The sequence below is a fragment of the Georgenia phoenicis genome (genome assembly GCF_047302425.1).
Lineage (GTDB): Bacteria > Actinomycetota > Actinomycetes > Actinomycetales > Actinomycetaceae > Oceanitalea.
Map to the genome: position 1 here is coordinate 1,519,785 of NZ_CP154855.1, position 20,670 is coordinate 1,540,454.

General features: G+C 72.9%; 14 protein-coding genes. 13 read left to right on the forward strand and 1 reads right to left on the reverse strand.

The genetic code is table 11. The features are described from left to right. Positions 1–22: 22 nt before the first annotated feature. From dnaJ to era, 6 genes are all read left to right on the forward strand, one after another. The gene (gene dnaJ / locus AA0005_RS07215) at positions 23–1,144 is read left to right on the forward strand and encodes a molecular chaperone DnaJ (RefSeq protein ID WP_413452733.1); all 1,122 of its coding nucleotides are present in this window, start codon (positions 23–25) and stop codon (positions 1,142–1,144) included. Further along, positions 1,144–1,902 carry a 16S rRNA (uracil(1498)-N(3))-methyltransferase gene (locus AA0005_RS07220; protein ID WP_413452734.1) on the forward strand — a complete coding sequence of 253 codons (759 nt, stop codon included), beginning with the start codon at positions 1,144–1,146 and terminating at the stop codon, positions 1,900–1,902. The genes dnaJ and AA0005_RS07220 overlap by 1 nt, the downstream gene beginning before the upstream one ends. 91 nt (positions 1,903–1,993) lie before the next feature. Continuing rightward, positions 1,994–3,037 (forward strand): PhoH family protein, encoded by a 1,044-nt coding sequence (locus AA0005_RS07225; protein WP_413452735.1) that lies wholly within the window; start codon positions 1,994–1,996, stop codon positions 3,035–3,037. After that, positions 3,034–3,486 (forward strand): rRNA maturation RNase YbeY, encoded by a 453-nt coding sequence (gene ybeY / locus AA0005_RS07230; protein ID WP_413452736.1) that lies wholly within the window; start codon positions 3,034–3,036, stop codon positions 3,484–3,486. The genes AA0005_RS07225 and ybeY overlap by 4 nt, the downstream gene beginning before the upstream one ends. Before the next feature lies 1 nt (position 3,487). Then, positions 3,488–4,792: a hemolysin family protein gene (locus tag AA0005_RS07235; RefSeq protein ID WP_413452737.1), complete on the forward strand. Its 1,305-nt coding sequence runs from the start codon at positions 3,488–3,490 to the stop codon at positions 4,790–4,792. Continuing rightward, positions 4,789–5,694, forward strand: a complete 906-nt coding sequence (era, locus tag AA0005_RS07240) for a GTPase Era (RefSeq protein ID WP_413452738.1) — start codon at positions 4,789–4,791, stop codon at positions 5,692–5,694. Before AA0005_RS07235 ends, era begins: the two co-directional genes overlap by 4 nt. A gap of 94 nt (positions 5,695–5,788) precedes the next feature. Here era and AA0005_RS07245 read toward each other — a convergent pair whose 3' ends face one another. Beyond that, positions 5,789–6,676 carry a hypothetical protein gene (locus tag AA0005_RS07245; protein ID WP_413452739.1) on the reverse strand — a complete coding sequence of 296 codons (888 nt, stop codon included), beginning with the start codon at positions 6,674–6,676 and terminating at the stop codon, positions 5,789–5,791. Between the two features lie 426 nt (positions 6,677–7,102). On the opposite strand from AA0005_RS07245, the gene AA0005_RS07250 reads away from it, so the two are divergent. From AA0005_RS07250 to AA0005_RS07280, 7 genes are all read left to right on the forward strand, one after another. Beyond that, positions 7,103–8,584: an alpha/beta hydrolase family protein gene (locus AA0005_RS07250; RefSeq protein ID WP_413452740.1), complete on the forward strand. Its 1,482-nt coding sequence runs from the start codon at positions 7,103–7,105 to the stop codon at positions 8,582–8,584. Positions 8,585–8,658: 74 nt separating this feature from the next. Beyond that, on the forward strand, positions 8,659–9,462 hold the full coding sequence (locus AA0005_RS07255; protein ID WP_413452741.1) for a PP2C family protein-serine/threonine phosphatase: 804 nt from the start codon (positions 8,659–8,661) through the stop codon (positions 9,460–9,462). After that, positions 9,459–11,084, forward strand: a complete 1,626-nt coding sequence (locus tag AA0005_RS07260; protein WP_413452742.1) for an FHA domain-containing protein — start codon at positions 9,459–9,461, stop codon at positions 11,082–11,084. The genes AA0005_RS07255 and AA0005_RS07260 overlap by 4 nt, the downstream gene beginning before the upstream one ends. Further along, positions 11,081–12,580, forward strand: a complete 1,500-nt coding sequence (locus AA0005_RS07265) for a serine/threonine-protein kinase (protein ID WP_413452743.1) — start codon at positions 11,081–11,083, stop codon at positions 12,578–12,580. The genes AA0005_RS07260 and AA0005_RS07265 overlap by 4 nt, the downstream gene beginning before the upstream one ends. 8 nt (positions 12,581–12,588) lie before the next feature. Next, a complete protein-coding gene (locus AA0005_RS07270) occupies positions 12,589–13,299 on the forward strand; it encodes a hypothetical protein (protein ID WP_413452744.1) in 711 nt (236 codons plus the stop codon). Between the two features lie 230 nt (positions 13,300–13,529). Next, positions 13,530–19,610, forward strand: coding sequence for an Ig-like domain-containing protein (locus AA0005_RS07275; RefSeq protein WP_413452745.1), 6,081 nt, complete (start codon positions 13,530–13,532; stop codon positions 19,608–19,610). A 64-nt stretch (positions 19,611–19,674) separates the two neighbouring features. Then, positions 19,675–20,670, forward strand: coding sequence for an AAA family ATPase (locus AA0005_RS07280; protein ID WP_413452746.1), 996 nt, complete (start codon positions 19,675–19,677; stop codon positions 20,668–20,670).

Here is a 20,670-nt window from a genome sequence, read left to right on the forward strand (position 1 = left end):
AACCCCCACAGGAAGTGACCTGGTGAACGACTACTACGAGATCCTCGGCGTGCCGCGTACCGCGACGCAGGAGGAGATCAAGCGCGCCTACCGCAAGCTGGCGCGCAAGCTCCACCCGGACGTCGCCGGGCCCGACGCCGAGGACCAGTTCAAGGAGGTCGGCCGCGCCTACGAGGTGCTGTCCAACCCCGAGAAGCGCCAGATGTACGACCTCGGTGGGGAGTCCGCGCTCGGCGGCAACGGCGGCGGCGCCGGGGCCGGCTTCGGCTTCTCCGACATCTTCGAGACCTTCTTCGGCGCGGCCGCCGGCGCCAGCCGCGGCCCCGCCCCACGCGGCCGGCGCGGCCAGGACGCCCTCATCCGCCTCGAGATCGACCTGCGCGACGCCGTCTTCGGCGTCGACGAGGAGGTCCAGGTCGACACCGCCGTCCTGTGCGGCACCTGCAACGGCACCTGCACCCGCCCGGGCACCCACGTGCAGACCTGCGCGGTCTGCGGCGGGCGCGGCTCGGTCCAGCGGGTGGCCCGCTCCTTCCTCGGCAACGTCATGACGACCTCGCCCTGCTCGGCCTGCGGCGGCCACGGCACGACCATCCCCGACCCGTGCCCCGAGTGCTCCGGGCAGGGCCGGGTGCGCACCCGCCGCTCCATCCCCGTCTCGGTTCCCGCGGGCGTCGACACCGGCAACCGCATCAAGCTGACCGGCAGCGGCGAGGTCGGCCCCGGCGGCGGCCCCGCCGGCGACCTCTACGTCGAGCTCAAGGTCCGCCCCCACCCCGTCTTCGCCCGGCGTGGGGACGACCTCTACGCGCGCGTCGAGGTCCCGATGACGGCCGCCGCGCTCGGCACCGTCCTCCACCTCGAGACCTTCGACGGTCCCGAGGAGATCGACATCGCCCCCGGCACCCAGCCCGAGGAGGTCATCACGCTCGACGGCCTCGGTGTCGGCCGCCTCAACGGCCCCGGCCGCGGCGACCTCAAGGTCCAGGTCGACGTCGAGGTGCCCACCGCCCTGGACGACCGTCAGCGTGAGCTCCTCCTCGAGCTCGCGACGCTGCGCGGGGAGGAGCGCGCCGAGCCGCGTCTCACGCCCGCCTCCAGCGGCGTGTTCTCCCGCCTGCGGGACCGCTTCTCCGGCCGCTGATGAGCGCGCCAGTCTTCCTCGGCGCGCCCGAGGACCTCGCCGCCGCGCGGGAGGGGGCGGTCCTCACCGTCCGCGGACCCGAGGCGCGCCACGCCGTCTCCGTGCGGCGGGTGCGCGCCGGTGAGGTCGTCGACGTCGTCGACGGCGAGGGCACCCGCGCCCGCGGTGAGGTCACCGCCGCGGCGGGCGAGGAGCTCGCCGTCCACGTCACCGAGCTCACCCATGAGCCGGCGCCCGCCGTGCGGCTCGTCCTCGTCCAGGCCCTGGCCAAGGGCGGGCGCGACGAGCAGGCCGTGGAGACCGCGACCGAGGTCGGGATCGACGCCGTCCTGCCCTGGCAGAGCGAGCGCTGCGTGTCGGTGTGGGCCGGGAAGAAGGCCGCGAAGGGGCGTGAGCGCTGGCAGGCCGTCGCGCTCGCCGCCACCAAGCAGTCGCGCCGCGCGCGGCTGCCGGAGGTCGAGGAGCTCGCCGTCGGCAGGCAGCTGCTCGCCCGGGTCGCGTCCGTCGTCGACGCCGGTGGCGTCGTCGTCGTCCTCCACGAGGCGGCCACCGCGCCGCTCACCACCGTCTCGCTTCCCGAGCAGGGCGAGGTGCTCCTCGTCGTCGGGCCCGAGGGCGGGCTGAGCGAGCGGGAGGTGACGGACCTGGCGGAGCGGGGCGCCGTCGTCGTCCGCCTCGGCCCGCACGTCATGCGCACCTCGACCGCCGGTCCCGTCGCCGCCGCCCTGCTCGCCGAGAGACTCGGCCGCTGGTCCTGACGTCCGGGAAGTTCCGGCTGGACCTCGCCGTTATGCTCTCCGTACGTCTTTTCGCCCACCCAGGAGGAACCGGGGCCACGCGCCCCCGCCCATGCCACACAGCGACGACGCGTCCCGCCCGGATGCGATGCTCCAGCACCAGATCACCGTCCCTGACGACGTGCCCATGGTCTTCCTCCTCGGTCAGCGCGACGAGGTCCTGCGCGCCGTCGAGAGCGGCTTCCCCGGCGTCGACATCCACGTCCGCGGCAACGTCGTGTCCTTCTCCGGCCCCGCGGGCGACGTCGCCCTCGCCGAGCGGCTCGTCGACGAGCTCGCCGAGGTCGCCCGCAGCGGGCAGGCCCTGACCGCCGACGCCGTCCAGCGCGCCATCCGCATGCTCACCGCCCCGACGGCGGAGCGCCCCGCCGACGTCCTCACCTTCGACATTCTCTCCAGCCGCGGGCGCACGATCCGGCCCAAGACGCTGGGGCAGAAGTCGTACGTCGACGCGATCGACGAGCACACCATCACCTTCGGCGTGGGCCCGGCCGGCACCGGCAAGACCTACCTCGCCATGGCCAAGGCCGTCCACGCGCTGCAGTCCAAGCGCGTCAACCGCATCGTCCTCACCCGCCCGGCGGTCGAGGCGGGGGAGCGGCTGGGCTACCTGCCCGGCACGCTCAACGACAAGATCGACCCCTACCTGCGGCCGCTGTACGACGCGCTGCACGACATGCTCGACCCCGAGTCGATCCCCAAGCTCATGGCGGCCGGGACCATCGAGGTCGCGCCGCTCGCCTACATGCGCGGGCGCACGCTCAACGACGCCTTCATCATCCTCGACGAGGCCCAGAACACCTCGCCCGAGCAGATGAAGATGTTCCTCACCCGGCTCGGCTTCAACTCGCGCGTCGTCGTCACCGGTGACGTGACGCAGGTCGACCTGCCCAGCGGCACGTCCTCCGGCCTGCGGGTCGTCGAGGACATCCTCACCGGTATCGAGGACGTTGCCTTCTGCCGCCTCACCTCGGCCGACGTCGTCCGCCACCGCCTCGTCTCGGAGATCATCGACGCCTACGAGCGCTGGGACGCCGGACCGAGCGGCAACCGGGCACAGCGGCGGGCCGGGACCCGCCGGGAGGGACGAGCATGAGCACCGAGGTCGCCAACGAGTCCGGCTACGAGGTCGACGAGGAGGAGTTCGCCGCCCTCGCCCGCTACGTGCTCGAGCAGATGCACGTCCACCCGCAGGCCGAGCTGTCGATCATGTTCGTCACGAGCGACGTCATGACCGAGCTCCACGTCAAGTGGATGGACGAGCCGGGCCCCACCGACGTCCTGTCCTTCCCCATGGACGAGCTGCGCCCCGGCACGCCCGGCGAGGAGCCCGTCGAGGGCATGCTCGGCGACATCGTGCTGTGCCCCGAGGTCGCGGCCGCACAGGCCAAGACCGCCGGCCACAGCACCGCCGAGGAGCTCCTCCTCCTCACCACGCACGGCATCCTCCACCTCCTCGGCTACGACCACGCCGAGCCCGAGGAGGAGAAGGAGATGTTCGCGCTGCAGCGCAAGCTGCTGCTCACCTTCCTCGCCGAGCGCTGACATGGACGGACTGCTCTCCGACATTCCCGAGTGGTGGCTGCTCGTCCTCGCGCTCGGCGCGCTCGTCGTCACCGCCGTGCTCGTCGCGGCCGAGGCGGCGCTGCGGCGCATCGGACGCACCGCCCTCAACGAGCTCCACGTCGCCGAGCGGCCCCGCGCCGACCGCGTCGAGCAGCTCGCCGACGCCCGGGACGCCGCGCTGCCCGCCCTGGCCCTGGCACGCGTCCTCGCGGAGATGACGACGGCGGTCGCCCTCACCCTCGTCGTCGCCGACCTCCTGCCCGAGTGGTGGCAGGTGCTGCTCACCGCCGTCGTCGTCACGGCGCTGCTCGTCGCCGTCGTCGCCGGCTCCGGGCCGCGGCGGCTGGGCACCCGCCAGCCCGGGCGGGTGCTGCACGCGCTGCTGCCGCTCGTCGGGGTCGTCCTCGCCGTCACCCGACCCGCCGTCGCCCTGGCCCGGGCGCTGACGCCCAAGCCGCGGCTCACCGAGGCGGAGGCCCGGGAGGAGGCCGCCGAGGACCTGCGCGACATGGTCGACCGGGTGAGCCAGTCCGAGCAGCTCGCCGACGAGGAGCGCACGATGCTCCAGTCGATGTTCGAGCTTGGCAGCACCCTCGTGCGCGAGGTCATGGTGCCGCGGCCGGACATGGTGACGATGGACGCCGACAAGCCGCTGACCAAGGCGCTGGCGCTCTTCGTGCGCTCCGGCTTCTCCCGCGTGCCCGTCGTGGGGGAGTCGGTCGACGACGTGCGCGGCATCCTCTACCTCAAGGACGTCCTGCGCCGCACGCACATGCGGCCCGAGGCCGGCTCCGACCTCGTCGAGACCGCGGCCCGCGAGGCCGTCTACGTGCCCGAGACGATCCTCGTCGACGACCTCCTGCGCGAGATGCAGGCGAAGAACTTCCACATCGCGATGGTCGTCGACGAGTATGGCGGCATCGCCGGCCTCGTCACCATCGAGGACCTCCTTGAGGAGCTCGTCGGTGAGCTGACCGACGAGCACGACCGCGCCGAGCCCGTCGTCGAGGAGCTCGACGGCGGCCTCGTGCGCGTCCCGGCCCGCCTGCCCGTCGACGAGCTCGGTGAGCTCTTCGGCCTCGAGCTCGACGACGACGACGTCGACTCCGCGGGCGGCCTGCTCGCCAAGGCGCTCGGCAAGGTCCCGATCCCCGGGGCCGAGGTCGAGGTCGCCGGCCTGCACCTGCAGGCCGAGCGCGCCGGCGGGCGACGCCGACAGATCGCCACCATCCTGGCCCGGGCCGTCGAGGCGCCCGAGTCCGACGAGAAGGACGAGAGCTCATGACGTACTCGTGGCCCGAGGGCTACCGAGCGGGGTTCGCCTCGATGGTGGGCCGGCCCAACGCCGGCAAGTCCACGCTGACGAACGCGCTGGTCGGCCAGAAGGTGGCCATCACCTCCGGGCGGCCGCAGACGACCCGCCGCGCCGTGCGCGGCATCGTGCACCGGGAGGACGGACAGCTCGTGCTCGTCGACACCCCGGGCCTGCACCGCCCGCGCACCCTGCTGGGGGAGCGGCTCAACGACCTCGTGCGCGACACGATGGGCGAGGTCGACGTCGTCGTCTTCTGCCTGCCGGCCGACGAGAAGATCGGCCCCGGTGACAAGTTCATCGCCCGTGAGCTGGCCGAGCTGCGCACCCCCGTCGTCGCCGTCGCGACGAAGAGCGACAAGGTGAGCCGCGAGCGGCTCGCCGAGCACCTGCTCGAGATCGACGCGCTCGGCGACTACGCCGAGATCGTGCCGGTGTCGGCGAAGAACGGCGAGCAGGTCGACGTCCTCGCCGACGTCCTCCTCGCGCAGATGCCCGAGTCCCCGCCGCTGTACCCGGAGGGCGAGCTCACCGACGAGCCGGAGGTCGTCATGATCGCCGAGCTCGTCCGCGAGGCCGCCCTCGAGGGCGTGCGCGACGAGCTGCCGCACTCGCTGGCCGTCGTCGTCGAGGAGATCGTCGAGCGGGAGGGCCGCGACGACCTGCTCGACGTGCGCGTCAACCTCTACGTGGAGCGCGACTCGCAGAAGGCCATCGTCATCGGCCGCGCCGGCTCCCGGCTGCGCGACGTCGGCTCCCGCGCCCGCCGCGGCATCGAGATGCTCCTCGGCTCCCGCGTGTACCTCGACCTCCACGTCAAGGTGGCAAAAGACTGGCAACGCGACCCCAAGCTCTTGCACCGCCTCGGCTTCTAGCGGGGACCCTCCCCCTCCTCTCGCGAGTACGCACCTACGGTCACGGCGGGAGCCCCAGATGGCCTCAAGACTGACCACAAGTGCGTACTCGCGTTCAGGAGCGTGGGCGGAGGGCCGTGCCGTCGAGGAGCTCGGGGACCGGGTTGAGCTTCGCACGGACCTCACGCGGTACCACCGACAGGATGCGTGCGAAGGTACGGTTCGGGTCGAACACGTCGGCCTTGCTGAACCGTCGAAGGACGTTGTCCGGGTTCTCGCGGATGAGGTCCTCGCGGCGCTTCTCCGCCAGGACGGCCGCCACCGCTTCCTCGACGGAGTCGACCAGCCCGTCGCCGGGTACGTACTTGAGCTCGCCGTCGTACTCGAGGAGGACGACGACCACGACGGTCGATCCGTCCGCACGCCGCAGGACCCACCGCCATCCCAGGTCGACGTAGAAGGTCTCCTCACGCGTGATCACCGGCATCTGCACCTCGGGCGTGGGCAGGCCGCGTGAGACGGCGACCCATCGCAGCACCGTCTCCATCGGCGACTCGGCGTACGGGTCGGCAGCGGCGATGACGGCACGCGCCTGCCGCCGGCCGCGCGGCGGTCCGGTGTCCACCATTCGTCGGAGCTGACGCCGGAGCTCGGCGACGCGTGCCGCGTCCGCCTCCTTGGTGCGTCGGTCGGCGTGAAGGATCGCGCGCATGCCGCTGTCGGCGACGGCCAGCGCGTCTCGTGGGCGCATGGTGCGGGCGCAGTCCGCGATGGTCCGTTCGAGCGTGGTGACACGCAGGTCGCCGAGGGTGGTCACGTCGTCGGGAGGGAGTCTGGCGTGATGACGCCAGAGGGAGCTCTTGGCGTGCATGTTGGGCCGGGTGCTCTGGCTGACCTCCGGGCGATTGGGAACGGTCAGCACCCACAGTCCGTGGAGGAGGGCTGCGGAGGCGTGGCTGAAGGCGGCGTCGTTGCGCAGCTTGCTCCCTGCAGAGGCAATCATGGCCAGTGCGTGACCCTCTGTCTCCTCCCAGCGCTTCCCCGCCGGAAGTGGTGGCACCAGTGCGCCGCGGCGCACGCTCATGGACTCCCCTGACCGGAGTGCTGCTCGCGCCGCACGTCTGCCGACCACCGAGGTGAGCGAGGCGGTCGGAACGTCGCGGGGTTCAATGACGATGCCCATGGCGAGATCGTCGACCCGGCCCCACGCGCGGGGGTGCGTCGGTGTCCGCTCATGTGGACACCGGTGTCGCGAGCCGCACACCTGCAGCACACCTCGCTTCACTCGAGTACGCACCTACGGGCAGTTTTGAGGCATGACAGGGCCGCTCCGCTGACCGTATGTGCGTACTCGGCGGGGGTGGGGGAGGAGCCCGGCGCGCGGCCACCGGTCGGCTGACCGGGCCCGGCATGCGACTACCCTGGCGCGGTGAGGTCGTGGAGAGTCGCCGTGACGGTCGTCGCGGTCCTGCTGTTCGGGCTCATCGGCACCGTCGCGGGACCCGGCTGGCACCCCCAGCCGCTCGAGCAGACCCTCGTCGTGCAGACCCCCGACGTGACGATCGGCGGTGACGTCGCCACCGACCCGGTCGGCACCTACGAGACCCGCACCGAGACCTTCACCGTCGAGCTCGACGGCGCCACGGTCCGGGCCACCGTCCACGAGCCCGTCGACGCCCCCGGGCTGCGCCCCGGCCTCGTCTTCATGCACGGCGCCGGCACCGCCACCCACGACAACTTCTGGCAGATGACCGAGGCGCTGGCCAGCGCCGGGGTCGTCTCCCTGGTCCCGGACAAGCGGATGGACACCTACACCACCCGCTTCCGTGACTACCCGGCGATGGCCGAGGACTACATGCACAGCTGGCGGGCGCTGAGCGAGCGCGAGGGGGTCGACCCGGAGCGGGTGGGCTTCTACGCGGAGAGCGAGGGGGCCTTCATCGCACCGGTGGCCGCCGCGGAGCACCCCGAGGTGGCCTCGCTCGTCCTCGTGTCCGCACCCGTGGTGCCGGCCCGCGAGCAGTTCGCCCTCGCCACCGACACCTACCTGCGCAACCTCGGCGCCCCCCAGCAGCTCCTGCGCGCGGTGCCCCGGCTGCTGGGCAGCGAGATCCCCGGCGGCGGCTTCGTCTACGCCGACTTCGACGTCAGCCCCTACCAGCAGCGCATGGACCAGCCCGTCCTCATGGTCTACGGCACCGAGGACGTGTCGATGCCGATCGTCCAGGCCCCGGCCAAGGTCATCGCCGACCTCGCCGAGGCCGGCAACACCGGGTACACGGTCCGCTACTTCGAGGGCGCCAACCACGGCATCCGCATCGACGGCGAGCTCGCCCCCGGCTTCCCCGACGCCATCGCCCGCTGGGTGCAGGGCCTGCCGGAGACGGCAAACGCCGAGCCGCGCATCGCCGGCGGCCAGCCCGAGCAGCGCTTCCGCGCCGAGCCGGTCGACAGCCCGCGCTGGTACGCCTCGGGCGACATGATCGTCCTCACCCTCGTCGGCCCGCTCGTCCTCCTCGCACTCGGCCCGGCGCTGTGGCTCCTCACCCGGCTCGTCCGGCGTCCCAGCGAGCGGCTGCCCTCCCCGCTGGCGCGCTCCACCGGGGCGCTGGCCCTGGGGGTGCTCGCCGTGTGGACCCTCTTCGTCTCCTACCTCATGGTCGTCGCCGACCTCGCGCTCAACTACGAGACCAACCCCTTCGCCGTCCAGGGCGGGTGGCTCGGGGTGCAGCTCGTCGCCGTCGGCACGACGGCGGTGGGCGTCTGGTCCGCCACCACGTGGCTGCGGGTGCGGCGCAGCGGCGTGCGCACCGGCACGGTCGGCACGATCACCCTCGTGGGCGTGCACCTCGGGGCGCTCGTGCTGCTCCTCGCCGCCGGCTACTGGGGCGTGTTCCCGACCGTGTGGTGACCAGCGGTGGCGTGCTGGTCCGCACCGGGCCCGGCGCCGCGTAGGATCCGTCACGGAACGGCGAGAGGAAGCGGATGCAGATCCACTGGGGCGTGGCCACCGACGCGGGTGGCCGACGCCAGGCGAACGAGGACTCCGTGCTGGCGCAGCCTCCCGTCTTCGCCGTCGCGGACGGCATGGGCGGGCACGCGCGCGGCGACATGGCCAGCCACACGGTCGTCACCGAGCTCGCCCAGCTCGCGCGCAGCGGCCGGCCGCTGCGGCCGGAGGACGTCACCGAGGCGCTGCGCCGCGCCGGTGAGCTCATCCGCCGCACCATGGCGGGGGAGGACGCGGTGGCCGGCACGACGGTGGCCGGCGCGATCCTCACCGAGCAGGACGGCCACCCCGTGTGGCTCGTCTTCAACGTCGGCGACTCGCGCGTCTACCGCTGCACCGACCAGGCGCTCGAGCAGGTGAGCGTGGACCACTCGCTCGTCCAGGAGATGGTCGACTCCGGCACCATCAGCCGCGCCGAGGCGCGCCGCCACCCGCAGCGCAACGTCATCACCCGCGCCGTAGGCACCGGTGCCGTGCCCGAGATCGACTTCTGGATGCTCCGCGCCGGCGGCCCGGACCGGCTCGTGCTGTGCAGCGACGGCCTGTTCGGCGAGCTCGAGGACGCCGAGATCCGCGAGGTCGTCTCCGCGGCCGGGCACCCGCACGAGGCCGCCGCCACCCTCCTTGACCGCGCCGTCCAGGGCGGTGGCGCCAACGACAACGTCTCCGTCATCGTGCTCGCCGCCGGTGACGACGACGACGTCGACCGCACCGAGCGACGCGCCGACGAGGACAACGGGTCCACGCTGCCGCGGGCCGAGGCGGGAGCCGGACGATGACGGCGCACGAGTACCAGAGCGGTGGCTGGACCGCTCTGGTGAGCGACGGCGCGCTCGCGCTGCTCCACCCGGCCGTCCCCGAGGACGTCGCCCGGGAGCTGTGGCAGCTGACGACGACCGGCCGCCGCCTGGGCGCGTGGGTCGAGTACCTCGCCTCGACCGGCATCGCGGCCCTGCCGTCCTTCGCCATGGTCGAGACCCACCCGGACGGGTTGCGCGTGCTCGTCCGCGGCGAGGTCGACGTCGAGATCGGTGGCCAGGTGGTCTCCGCCCGCGGCTACGCGACGTGGCGCGAGGAGGTCCTCCCCGCGGCCACCGACGTCACCATCCGCGCCGAGACCGCCGACGGCGGCTGGCTGCCCGTCAGCGGCGGCATCGTCCGCGCCGCCGCCGCGCGGCTCGCCGTGGACCAGGAGGTCCCCGCCGCGCCGCTGACGGAGGAGGACGACGACGTCGAGCTCACCGTGGCACGGATGCCCGCCCTGGCGGCAGCGGTCGCGGGCAGGCACGCGGCCACGCCCGTGGTGGCGCCGGCCGACCCGGAGCCCGTGGGCGTGGAGACGGCGGCAAGCCCCGAGCCCGAGCAGGCTTCCCCCGAGCCCGAGCCCGAGCCCGAGCCCGAGCCCGAGCCCGTGGGTGCGGAGACGGCGGCGAGCCCCGAGTCCGAGCCCGAGCCCGTGCGCGTGGAGACCGCTGCGAGCCCTGAGCCGGAGCCGGCCGACGAGCCCGCGCCGGCGGGTGCCGAGCCTGCGGAGGAGCCCGTTCCCGAGCCGGCTCTCGCCGCGACGCCCGCGACCCCGGCACCGCTGGACTCCGAGGAGGCCGAGGAGTCCGACGACTACGACTTCCTCCTGTGGCCCACAGAGCAGGTGCAGGCCCGCGCGAGCGAGACCGTCGCCGCGGCACCCGAGCCGCCCGGCAACGCCGAGCCCAGCACCACGGATGCCGTCACCGCCGAGACCCCGGCCGAGCCCGCGGACAGCGCCCACGTCGCCCCCGAGCTCGAGGCCACCCGCCTGCCGGAGCCCGAGGAGGACCACGACGGCGAGACCGGCGGCATCATCGACTCGCTCCCCGGCCGGCTGCGCCCGCCCACCGCGCCCCCCGTGAGCGCGTGGCCGCCGCCTCCTGCGCCGGCCGCCGCGCCCTTCGGCGCGCCGCTGCCCCCGCCGCCCGGCGAGGACGGCGACCACGACGGCCAGACCATCCTCACCTCCGAGATCCCGGCGACGAACGTGCCGATCGCCCTCGAGCAGGTCGAGCGTCCGCCGTCGGAGCTCGAGCTCACCCTGTCCACCGGCCCGCGCATCGAGATGGACCGTCCGGTCCTCCTCGGCCGGGCGCCCGAGGCGGCGCGTTTCGTCGGCACCGAGGTGCCGCGACTGGTCAGCGTGTCCAACCCGGAGCGGGACATCTCCTCCACGCACGTGGAGATCCGGCCGGCGGGCGGCCACGTCGTCGTCACCGACCTCAACTCGACCAACGGCACCGTCGTCCACCTCCCCGAGCAGCCCTCCTTCCGGCTCCAGCCGGGGACCGGGGTGCCGGTCGGTGCCGGCGCCGTCATCGAGCTCGGCACCGGCGTCACCGTCACCGTCACCCGCGTCGAGGGAGCGCGGTGAGCCCACGACGCCAGCCCGCGCAGCCGCCCGAGCTGCCCGGCTACACCGTCGAGCGCCTGCTCGGCTCGGGCGGCTTCGCCGACGTCTACCTCTACACCCAGCGCCTGCCGCAGCGGCAGGTCGCCATCAAGGTCCTCACCCACGAGGCCACGCAGGGGCAGTCGCGCGAGCAGTTCGCCGCCGAGGCCAACCTCATGGCCCAGCTGTCGACGCACTCCTCGATCGTCACGATCTACCACGCGGACACCGCCGCCGACGGGCGCCCCTACCTCGTCATGCAGTACTGCCCGCTGCCCAACCTCGCCGAGCGCGTCAAGGTGCGCCCGCTCGGCGTCCCCGAGGTCCTCGGCATCGGCGTGCGGCTGGCCGGCGCGGTGGAGACCGCCCACCGGGCCGGCATCGTCCACCGCGACATCAAGCCGGCGAACGTCCTCACCACCGAGTACGGCCGTCCCGCGCTCACCGACTTCGGCATCGCCGGCCTCACCGGCGCCGACGAGTCCGGCGGCGTGTCGATCCCGTGGGCCCCGCCCGAGGCGATCGAGGGGGAGTCCTCCGGCGTCGCCGGGGACGTGTACTCCCTAGCAGCCACCCTCTACACGCTCCTTGCGGGCCGCTCGCCCTTCGCGCGGCCGGGCGGGCCCAACACCCGACTCGACCTCACCATGCGCATCAAGCGCGACCCGGTGCCGCCGATCGGCCGCACCGACGTGCCCGCCTCCCTCGAGCGGCTCCTCGCTGCCGCCATGGCCAAGTCGCCGGCGGCCCGCCCCGCGACGGCCCTCGACCTCGCCCGCGCGCTCCAGGTCGTCGAGCAGGAGCTCCGCCTGGCGATGACCGACATCGAGGTGCCCGACACCTCGTGGCTCTCCTCGGCCACCGCGCCGGCGGACGACGGCTCCGACGAGGGCCGCACGGTCGTCCGGGCCGTCACCGAGGTCGACCCCACCGGCGCCACCCCCGCCCCGGTCGAGGAGGAGCCGCACACCGTGCTCCGCGGCGTGCGCACGTGGGAGCACGACGACGTCACCGAGAGCACCCGCGGACGTGCCGACGCGGCCGCGGAGCCCGACGACGCCGCTCCCGACCGCCGTCGTCCCACGTGGCGGTGGGTGGCCGCGGGGGTGGCCGCGGCCGCCGTCGTCGTCGGCGGGATCGTCGTGGCCGGCCAGCTGCGCGGGGACGAGGAGCCCGAGCCGACGGCGACGTCGACGATCGGGACCGTCGTCATCCCCGACGTCGTCCCCCCGCCCGTCGACCTGAGCGGGGAGCGGGTGAGCGGGGAGCGGGTCGAGTTCACCTGGTCCGCGCCCGAGGTCGAGGGCGAGCCGAGCTACTCGTGGGTGCGGACCGACGGCGGGAAGGTCGGCGAGAGCCAGCCGGTGGCCGAGGCGCCGCTGGTCGTGGAGTCCGCCGAGCGGGTGTGCATCGAGCTGCGCACCATCACCGAGCAGGGCATGGTTTCGGCCGAGCCGGCCGCGACCTGCGTCGACTGAGGAGGACGATGACCGAGCACAGCACCGTGCAGCTGGAGTTCTGCGGGGAGTGGTTCCCCGTCTCCCGCGAGGAGCCGTTCTACGTCGGGCGCGAGGGCGCCCTGCAGATCGACGACAACCCCTACCTCCACCGCCGCTTCCTCCGCATCGCCTGCGTCGAGGACCTGTGGTGGATCGAGAACGTCGGCTCGCGGCTGTCGGCGACGCTCGCGGACAGCGACGGCAACACCCAGGCCTGGCTCGCGCCCGGCGCGCGCCTGCCGCTCGTCTACGCCCGCACGACGATCCTCTTCACCGCCGGGCCGACCACCTACGAGATCACCCTCGTCAACCCCGACCCGGCCTTCGCCCCGGCCAAGGCCGAGCCCGTGCACGTCGGCGACACGACGATCGGCCCGGTCTCGCTCACCGCGTCCCAGCACCTGCTCGTCCTCGCGCTTGCCGAGCCGGTGCTCTCCGGCCGCGGCAGCGCCTCGATCCCCACATCGGCGCAGGCCGCCGAGCGGCTGGGCTGGGCGCTGACGAAGTTCAACCGCAAGCTCGACAACGTGTGCGACAAGCTCGACCGCAACGGCGTGCGGGGCCTGCGTGGTGGACCCCAGCAGCTCGCGGTCAACCGCCGCGCGCGGCTGGTCGAGCACGCCGTCGCCTCGCGGATCGTCAGCGCCGAGCAGCTGCCCGCGCTCGACGAGGAACGGGCCCGCAACTCCGACTCCTAGGGGAGGCTCCTTCACAAGGGGTAGTTCTCCCCGTGGTCCGGTAGCACCTTCGGCCCACCCCTTTGTTACTCTGCGAGGCGGCGTAGGGGCCCATGCTCCCGGCCCGAAGAAGTCACACGAGATCCTGGGGCGCAGCTGTGCGATTCGGACGCGGTCGAGCCGCGGCAACTCCGGCAGTTCCCGGCACCCGCCGGAGCCGGCGGGCCACGGACCCCAAGCGACGGCAGCGGATGGTCAGCGCCGGGACGGTCACCGTCCTCGGCGCGGGACTCGTCCTCGCCGGTGTCCTCTACGACGGCGTCGCCACGGCGGACGTCGACCTCAACGACGGCGGCGTGTGGGTCACCAGCCAGGAGCACATGCGCCTGGGCCGCCTCAACAGCCAGGTCCAGCTCCTCGACGGCGGGCTCGCCGCCCGCAGCGCGAGCTTCGACGTCCTCCAGGACGGCAGCAACGTCTTCCTCGTCGACGAGGGCACCGGCGTCCTCCAGCAGGTCGACCCCGCGACCGTGACGACGACGACCTCCGTCTCCCTGCCCGGGCCCAGGCAGATCGAGATGGGCGGGCAGACCGTCGCCGTCCTCGACTCCCGCAGCGGGCAGCTGCACGCCACCCCGGTGCTCGGCGTCGGCGCCCTCGCCGACGAGGAGCGGGAGGCGACCGCCGGGCTCGGCGCCAACGCCGTCATCGCCGTCGGCGTCGACGGCACCACCTACGGCGTCTCCCCGGACGACGCCACCCTCGTCACCGTCCCGGCCGGCTTCGACCCCGAGGCGGGGGAGGAGCCGGAGGTCGCCGAGCTGGGCGTGGGCCCCGAGCGCCTCACCGAGGCCGAGATCCAGGTGACGGCGGTCGGCGACGAGCCGGTCGTGCTCGTCCGCGACGAGCAGGACCGCGTCACCCTCCTGCGCCCCGACAGCGAGCCGCTCGAGCTGGCCGACGTCGCCGACACCGCCCAGGTCGCCCTCCAGGCGCCCTCCGCGGCCGCCCGCGACGTTGTCCTCGCCGCCCGCGACGGGCTCGTCCGCGTGCCCCTCGGCCGCGGCGAGCCGAGCGTCGACGCCGTCTCCCAGCCCGGCACGCCGAGCGAGCCGGTCGTCGTCGCCGGCTGCAGCCACGGCGCCTGGGCCGGCGGCACCGGTGTCTACCAGTCCCGCTGCGGCAATGGCGAGGTCGTCGAGCAGCCCATCGACAAGAACCTCACCGACGCGCGGCTCGTCTTCCGCGTCAACCGCGACGTCGTCGTCCTCAACGACCTCGTCGCCGGCACCGTGTGGCTGGTCAAGAACGCCATGGAGATCGTCGAGAACTGGGACGACGTCGTGCCGCCGCAGGAGGCGAGCGAGGACGAGGAGGAGTCCCAGCAGGAGATCCAGGAGCAGCTCCCGCTCGACCGCGAGCAGGAGAACCGCGACCCCATCGCCCAGGACGACGACCTCGGCGTGCGCGCCGGGTCCACGACCGTCCTCGAGGTGCTCGCCAACGACACCGACCCCGACGGCGACCTCCTCACCGTCTCCGCCTTCGACTCGCCCGGCGAGTCCTTCGGCACCGTCCGCCCGATCATGGGCGGGCGAGCCCTGCAGATCGACGTCGCGCCGGGCGCCACCGGCGCGGCGGCGCTGCGCTACACGGTGAGCGACGGGCGCGGGGGAGAGGCCGAGGCCACCGCCCGTGTCACCGCCGTGCCGCAGGACGTCAACCGGCCGCCCGAGCAGGTGCGGCCCGCCACGCTCACGCTCGTCACCGGCGCGACCGGCAGCGTCAACGTCCTCGACACGGTGATGGACCCTGACGGCGATGAGCTCGTCGTCGTCGGCGCCACCGCGAGCACCGACGACATCGTCCGCTTCACGCCCGACGGCGCGGTCACCTTCGTCGACTCCGGCGTCACGCCGGGCATCAAGCCGGTGGCCGTCGAGGTCTTCGACGGCACCGACACCGCCGAGGTCGAGCTCTCCGTCGACGTCCGCCCGGCCGGTGCGCTGCCGCCCGTGCCCGTCTTCGACTTCGTCACCGCGATCGCCGGTGAGGAGACCGTCGTCGAGCCCCTGGCCAACGACACCGACCCGGGCGGCGAGGCCGAGCCGCTGCGCCTGGCCGACGTCCAGCAGGTGCCCGGGGCGGAGGTTGTCGCCGACTACGACTCCGGGGCCTTCCGCTTCTCCTCGGACACCGCGCAGACCTTCTACCTCACCTACATCGTCGTCAACGACGCCGGCGCCTCCGCTACCGGCCTCATCCGCATCGACGTGCGCGAGCCCGCCGACGCGGCCCCGGTCGCCGTCCAGGACGTCGGCCTGCTGCCCGCCGGCGGGCAGGTGCTCGTCGACGTCCTCGCCAACGACGAGGACCCGAGCGGCGAGCTGCTCGCCGTGCGCCAGGTCGACGTGCCGGCGGACTCCGGGCTCACCGTCGCGGTCCTCGAGCACCGCATCCTCAAGATTACCGCCAGCCAGGACGTCCAGACGACCCAGCGCCTCACCTACGAGGTGTCCAACGGTGCCGCCAGCGCGACCGGTGAGGTCGTCGTCATGCAGGTGCCGCCGGACGCGCTCGTCCAGCCGCCGGTGGCCCAGGCCGACGTCGCCAACGTCCGTGCCGGTGACTTCGTCACCATCCCCGTGCTGTCCAACGACTCCCACCCGGCGGGCCTGGAGTTCGAGCTGTCGACCGAGCTGGTCGAGGAGCCGCAGGCCGGCCACCTCTTCGCCTCGGGCGACACCCTGCGCTTCCGCGCCCCCGAGCAGCCGCAGACGATCAACGCGGTGTACGAGATCGTCGACGAGGCCGGGCAGCGCGCGTCGGCCCAGGTGACGGTCTACGTCCAGGCCGACGACGGCGAGCGCAACGCGCCCCCGCAGCCGCTGCCCGTGGAGGCCCGCGCCTTCGCCGGGGAGCGGGTGCGCATCCAGGTGCCCCTCTTCGGTATCGACCCCGACGGCGACTCCGTCCAGCTCCTCGGCGCCGACCAGGCGCCGACGAAGGGCCGCGTCGTCGAGGTCGGGCCCACGTACATCGACTACGAGGCCTACTCCCGCTCGAACGGGACCGACACCTTCACCTACGCGGTGCGCGACCGGCTGGGCACCTACGCCTCGGCGACGGCGCGGATCGCCGTCGTCCCGCCGCCCGAGCTCAACCGGGCGCCGCAGGCGGTGGACGACGAGGTGCTCGTGCGGCCGGGCCGCGTCGTCGACTTCGACCCGATCGTCAACGACACCGACCCCGACGGCGACCCGCTCTACCTCGGCGACCCCGCCTTCGACGCGGTCGAGGAGCTGGGCGTCGAGCAGCTCGACAGCGGCCGGCTGCAGATCTCCACGCCGGAGCAGGAGGGCACCTTCGCCCTGCCCTACCACGTGAGCGACCAGCGCGGCGGCACCTCCACCGGGATCATCTCCGTCCAGGTGTCCGCGGACGCGCCGCTGCAGCCGCCGACGGCGGTCGACGACCTCGTCCGCGCCATCACGATCCTCGACCAGGAGCGGGTGACGATCCCGGTCCTGGAGAACGACTTCGACCCGGACGGCACCCGCGAGGACCTCACGGTGGGCCTCGAGGGCTCCCCGGAGAACGCGCGCGTCGTCGGGAACGAGGTCCAGGTGGACGTCCAGCCCTTCCGGCAGGTGCTCACCTACTCGGTGACCGACGTCGACGGGCTCACCTCCTACGCCTTCGTCGACGTCCCGGGCCTGGAGGACTCCGGGCCGGTACTGCGCACCGACGTCGACCCGATCGTCGTCGCGACGGGCGAGACCCGCCAGATCGAGCTGGCGGACTACGTCATCGCCCCGAGCGGCAAGGAGGTGCGCCTGACCGACGCGGAGAAGGTCCGCGCGACCAACTCCGACGGCAGCTCCCCGGTGGTCGGCCCGACGACGCTGACCTTCACCTCCGCGCCCACCTACGCAGGGCCGGCGACCCTCACCTTCGAGGTGACCGACGGCGAGAGCGCCGAGGACCCCGAGGGCCTGAGCGCCGTGCTCACCCTCGACATCACGGTCGAGTCGACCGAGAACACGCCGCCGACCTTCGACGGCGCCTCCATCGACGTCGTGCCCGCCGAGGAGCCGGTGGTGCTCAACCTGCGCCAGCTCTCGGAGGACCAGGACACCGGCGACTACAACCAGCTCGACTACGCGCTCGTCGGGATTCCCGACGGCGTCGACGCGAGCCTCGACGGGCCCAACCTCACGGTGTCCGCGCCGGTGGAGACCCCGCGCGGCACGGCCGGCAACATCGAGATCACCGTGTCCGACTCCAAGGCAGAGCCGGTGCCCGGGGTCGTCGAGGTCAACGTCACCGCCTCGAACCGCCGCCTCGCCTCGGTCAACGACGTCGACCTGGGCGAGATCGAGCAGGGCGCGTCGGAGACGGTCAACGTGCTCCAGGGCGCCTTCAACCCCTTCCCTGGCGAGCCACTCACGGTCGTCGACGCGGTGCCTGAGAACGGGAGTGCTGCCCCGAGCATCAGCACCGACTCGGTCACCGTCACGGCGGGCGAGGAGTTCGTCGGCAGGGCCAGCGTTCGCTACACCGTCCAGGACGCCACCGGTGACCGGGAGCGCTACGTCGATGGGCGCATCACCTACTCCGTCATCGGCGTGCCGGAGCGTCCCGCGCCTCCGCGTGTCGAGGAGGTGCGCGACCAGACAGTCGTGCTCACGTGGACAGCGCCCGCGGACAACGGCGCGCCGATCACCGGCTACCGGGTGGAGGCGGCCGGTGTCAGCCAGCAGTGCCCCACGACCACGTGCACGATCAGCGGCCTGACGAACGACGTCGAGTACACCTTCACGGTGACGGCGATCAACAAGGTCGGTGACTCCGAGCCCTCGGGTCCCTCCGCCGTCGCCCGTCCCGACGTCAAGCCCGAGCGCCCCGCAGCCCCGACCCTGACCTTCGGTGACGGCCAGCTCGAGGTCGACTGGACGACGCCGGTGAGCCGCGGCTCCGACGTCACCTCCTACGACCTGCAGATCGCCCCCTCGCCGGGCGGCGGCCAGATCTCGGTGAGCGGCAACTCCCACACGTGGACGGGGCTGCGCAACGGGCAGTCCTACACCGTGCGGGTTCGGGCCCACAACGATGCGCCCGACCCGAGCGAGTGGTCGGAGTGGTCGGCGCCCGAGGTCCCCGCCGGTGTCCCGGACCAGCCGGTCGCCCCCGTGGCCCAACGCGTCGATTCACCGATCAACGCCCAGATCACCGCCTCGTGGACGGCCCCACCGAACAACGGCGATGCCGTTGCCTCCTACGACGTCGTCATCCGCCGCGACGGCGGCGTCTTCAAGTCCTTCACCGTGCCCGGCGGGCAGACCTCCTTCACCGAGGACGCCCCCGCAGGCAGCGACTACACCGTGACGGTGGCCGCGACGAACAAGGCCGGCACGTCCCCGGCGAGCCCGCCGTCCGGTTCGGTGCGTTCCTTCATCAAACCTGACCGGGTGCCGAGCGTCACCGCCGAGCCCACCGGCGCCGACGGCGAGGTACTGCTGAAGTTCTCGAGCCCGGAGGACAACGGCGACCCGATCCGCCGCTTCGAGGTGAGCATCAACGGCGGTGGATGGAGCCAGCTAGCCTCCAACAAGAAGGTCGCCGGCCTCAACGACGGATCGAGCTACACCTTCGCCGTGCGCGCGTGCAACACCTACTGCGGAGAGGCCAGCCCCGCCTCGGCGCCGGCGGTGCCGTACGGCCCCTTCGGGCAGGCGACCATGTTGGCGCAGAAGCACGGCCGGCACGACGGCTACATCGACACGATCTCAGAGCAGCCCGGCGCGACCTTCACTTGGACGACTCCGGACGGCAACGGGCGCGAGGTCACCAGCGTCCGGCTGAAGATCGGCGATGGCGGGTGGGAGACCGTCCCGGCTAGTGGCAGTCGCAAGATCAACGGGGAGTGGGGCACCACGTACCAGGCACAGATCCGCGTCGAGCGGGCCGACGGTGAGGTCCGCACCGCCGACAAGTCCGTCAGAACCGACGCCGCGCCGGTGCGTCGCCCCGACCCGCCACAGCCAAGCATCACGATGAAGCGGGGTGCGTCTGCTGTCGGTCAGCCAGGGTGCACCTACTACTCGTGCTCCTACCTCGCCTTCGACTATCGAAACCTGCCCTCAGGGACCTACACCGTGGAGTTCAGCGCTCCCGGGGAGAACAACCCGTGGCGCACCTACCGTCCTCACCTGTCGGGGAACGGGACGTGGCAAGCGACGGCCTACCGGGGTGGGTCCGAAGAGACCGTCACTGTCCGGGTCCGTGGCAACGGCGTCGATCTGACCAGCAGCCATACCTGGCCGAAGTGACACGCTCGACAGCCTCAGCAACGCGTCCGGTGACGACGTTCTGCCCGCAACAACTGGAGACCTCATGACCACGACCGAGCAGCAGACCACGATGACGCCCGAGCAGGCGGTGTGGTTCGCCGACACCTTCGAGAAGATCGTCGCCGCCGTCGGCGGGGCGGTCGTCGGGAAGGCCGGCGTCATCCGGCTCGTCGTCACGACGATGCTCAGCGGTGGGCACGTGCTCCTCGAGGACGTCCCCGGCACGGGCAAGACGCAGCTCGCCCGCTCGCTCGCCGCCGCGGTGCAGACGACGAGCTCGCGCATCCAGTTCACTCCGGACCTGCTGCCCTCCGACGTCACCGGTGTGTCGATCCTCGACCCCAAGACCCAGCAGTTCGAGTTCCACAAGGGCCCGATCTTCGCCTCGGTCGTCCTCGCGGACGAGATCAACCGCGCCTCGCCGAAGACCCAGTCGGCGCTGCTCGAGGTCATGGAGGAGGGGCGGGTCACCTTCGACGGCGTGCCCTACGAGGTCGGGCGCCCGTTCATCGTGCTCGCCACGCAGAACCCGATCGAGCAGGCCGGCACCTACCGCCTGCCCGAGGCGCAGCTCGACCGCTTCCTCATGAAGACCTCGGTCGGCTACCCCGACCACAACGCGACCGTGAGCATCCTCGCCGCCGCCTCCACCCGCGACCGCGCGGGCGGGGTGACGCCGGTGATCACGGGTGCCGCCGTCGTCGAGATGATCGAGCTCGCCGGGATCGTCCACGTCGACTCCGCCGTCCTCGAGTACGTCTCGCGGATCGTCGCCGAGACCCGCCGCACCGAGAACGTCACCATCGGCGTCAGCGTCCGCGGGGCCATCGCGCTCATCCGCGCCGCCAAGACCTGGGCCGCCGCGCACGGGCGCAACTACGTCATCCCCGACGACATCAAGGACCTCGCCGAGCCGGTGCTCGCCCACCGCATCGTGCTCGACGCCGAGGCGGAGTTCGAGGGCGCGACGGCGGCCGGCGCGATCCGCGCCGTCCTCGCCGAGATCGCCCCGCCCACCCGCCGCGGCGGCGACCAGTAA

What these genes read in the sequence shown, in the direction of transcription:
- AA0005_RS07220 (WP_413452734.1), top strand. Translation starts at nt 1,144, where the DNA reads ATGAGCGCGCCAGTCTTCCTCGGCGCGCCCGAGGACCTCGCCGCCGCG.
- AA0005_RS07225 (WP_413452735.1), top strand. Translation starts at nt 1,994, where the DNA reads ATGCCACACAGCGACGACGCGTCCCGCCCGGATGCGATGCTCCAGCAC.
- ybeY (WP_413452736.1), top strand. Translation starts at nt 3,034, where the DNA reads ATGAGCACCGAGGTCGCCAACGAGTCCGGCTACGAGGTCGACGAGGAG.
- AA0005_RS07235 (WP_413452737.1), top strand. Translation starts at nt 3,488, where the DNA reads ATGGACGGACTGCTCTCCGACATTCCCGAGTGGTGGCTGCTCGTCCTC.
- era (WP_413452738.1), top strand. Translation starts at nt 4,789, where the DNA reads ATGACGTACTCGTGGCCCGAGGGCTACCGAGCGGGGTTCGCCTCGATG.
- AA0005_RS07245 (WP_413452739.1), bottom strand. Translation starts at nt 6,676, where the DNA reads ATGATTGCCTCTGCAGGGAGCAAGCTGCGCAACGACGCCGCCTTCAGC.
- AA0005_RS07255 (WP_413452741.1), top strand. Translation starts at nt 8,659, where the DNA reads ATGCAGATCCACTGGGGCGTGGCCACCGACGCGGGTGGCCGACGCCAG.
- AA0005_RS07260 (WP_413452742.1), top strand. Translation starts at nt 9,459, where the DNA reads ATGACGGCGCACGAGTACCAGAGCGGTGGCTGGACCGCTCTGGTGAGC.
- AA0005_RS07270 (WP_413452744.1), top strand. Translation starts at nt 12,589, where the DNA reads ATGACCGAGCACAGCACCGTGCAGCTGGAGTTCTGCGGGGAGTGGTTC.
- AA0005_RS07275 (WP_413452745.1), top strand. Translation starts at nt 13,530, where the DNA reads ATGGTCAGCGCCGGGACGGTCACCGTCCTCGGCGCGGGACTCGTCCTC.
- AA0005_RS07280 (WP_413452746.1), top strand. Translation starts at nt 19,675, where the DNA reads ATGACCACGACCGAGCAGCAGACCACGATGACGCCCGAGCAGGCGGTG.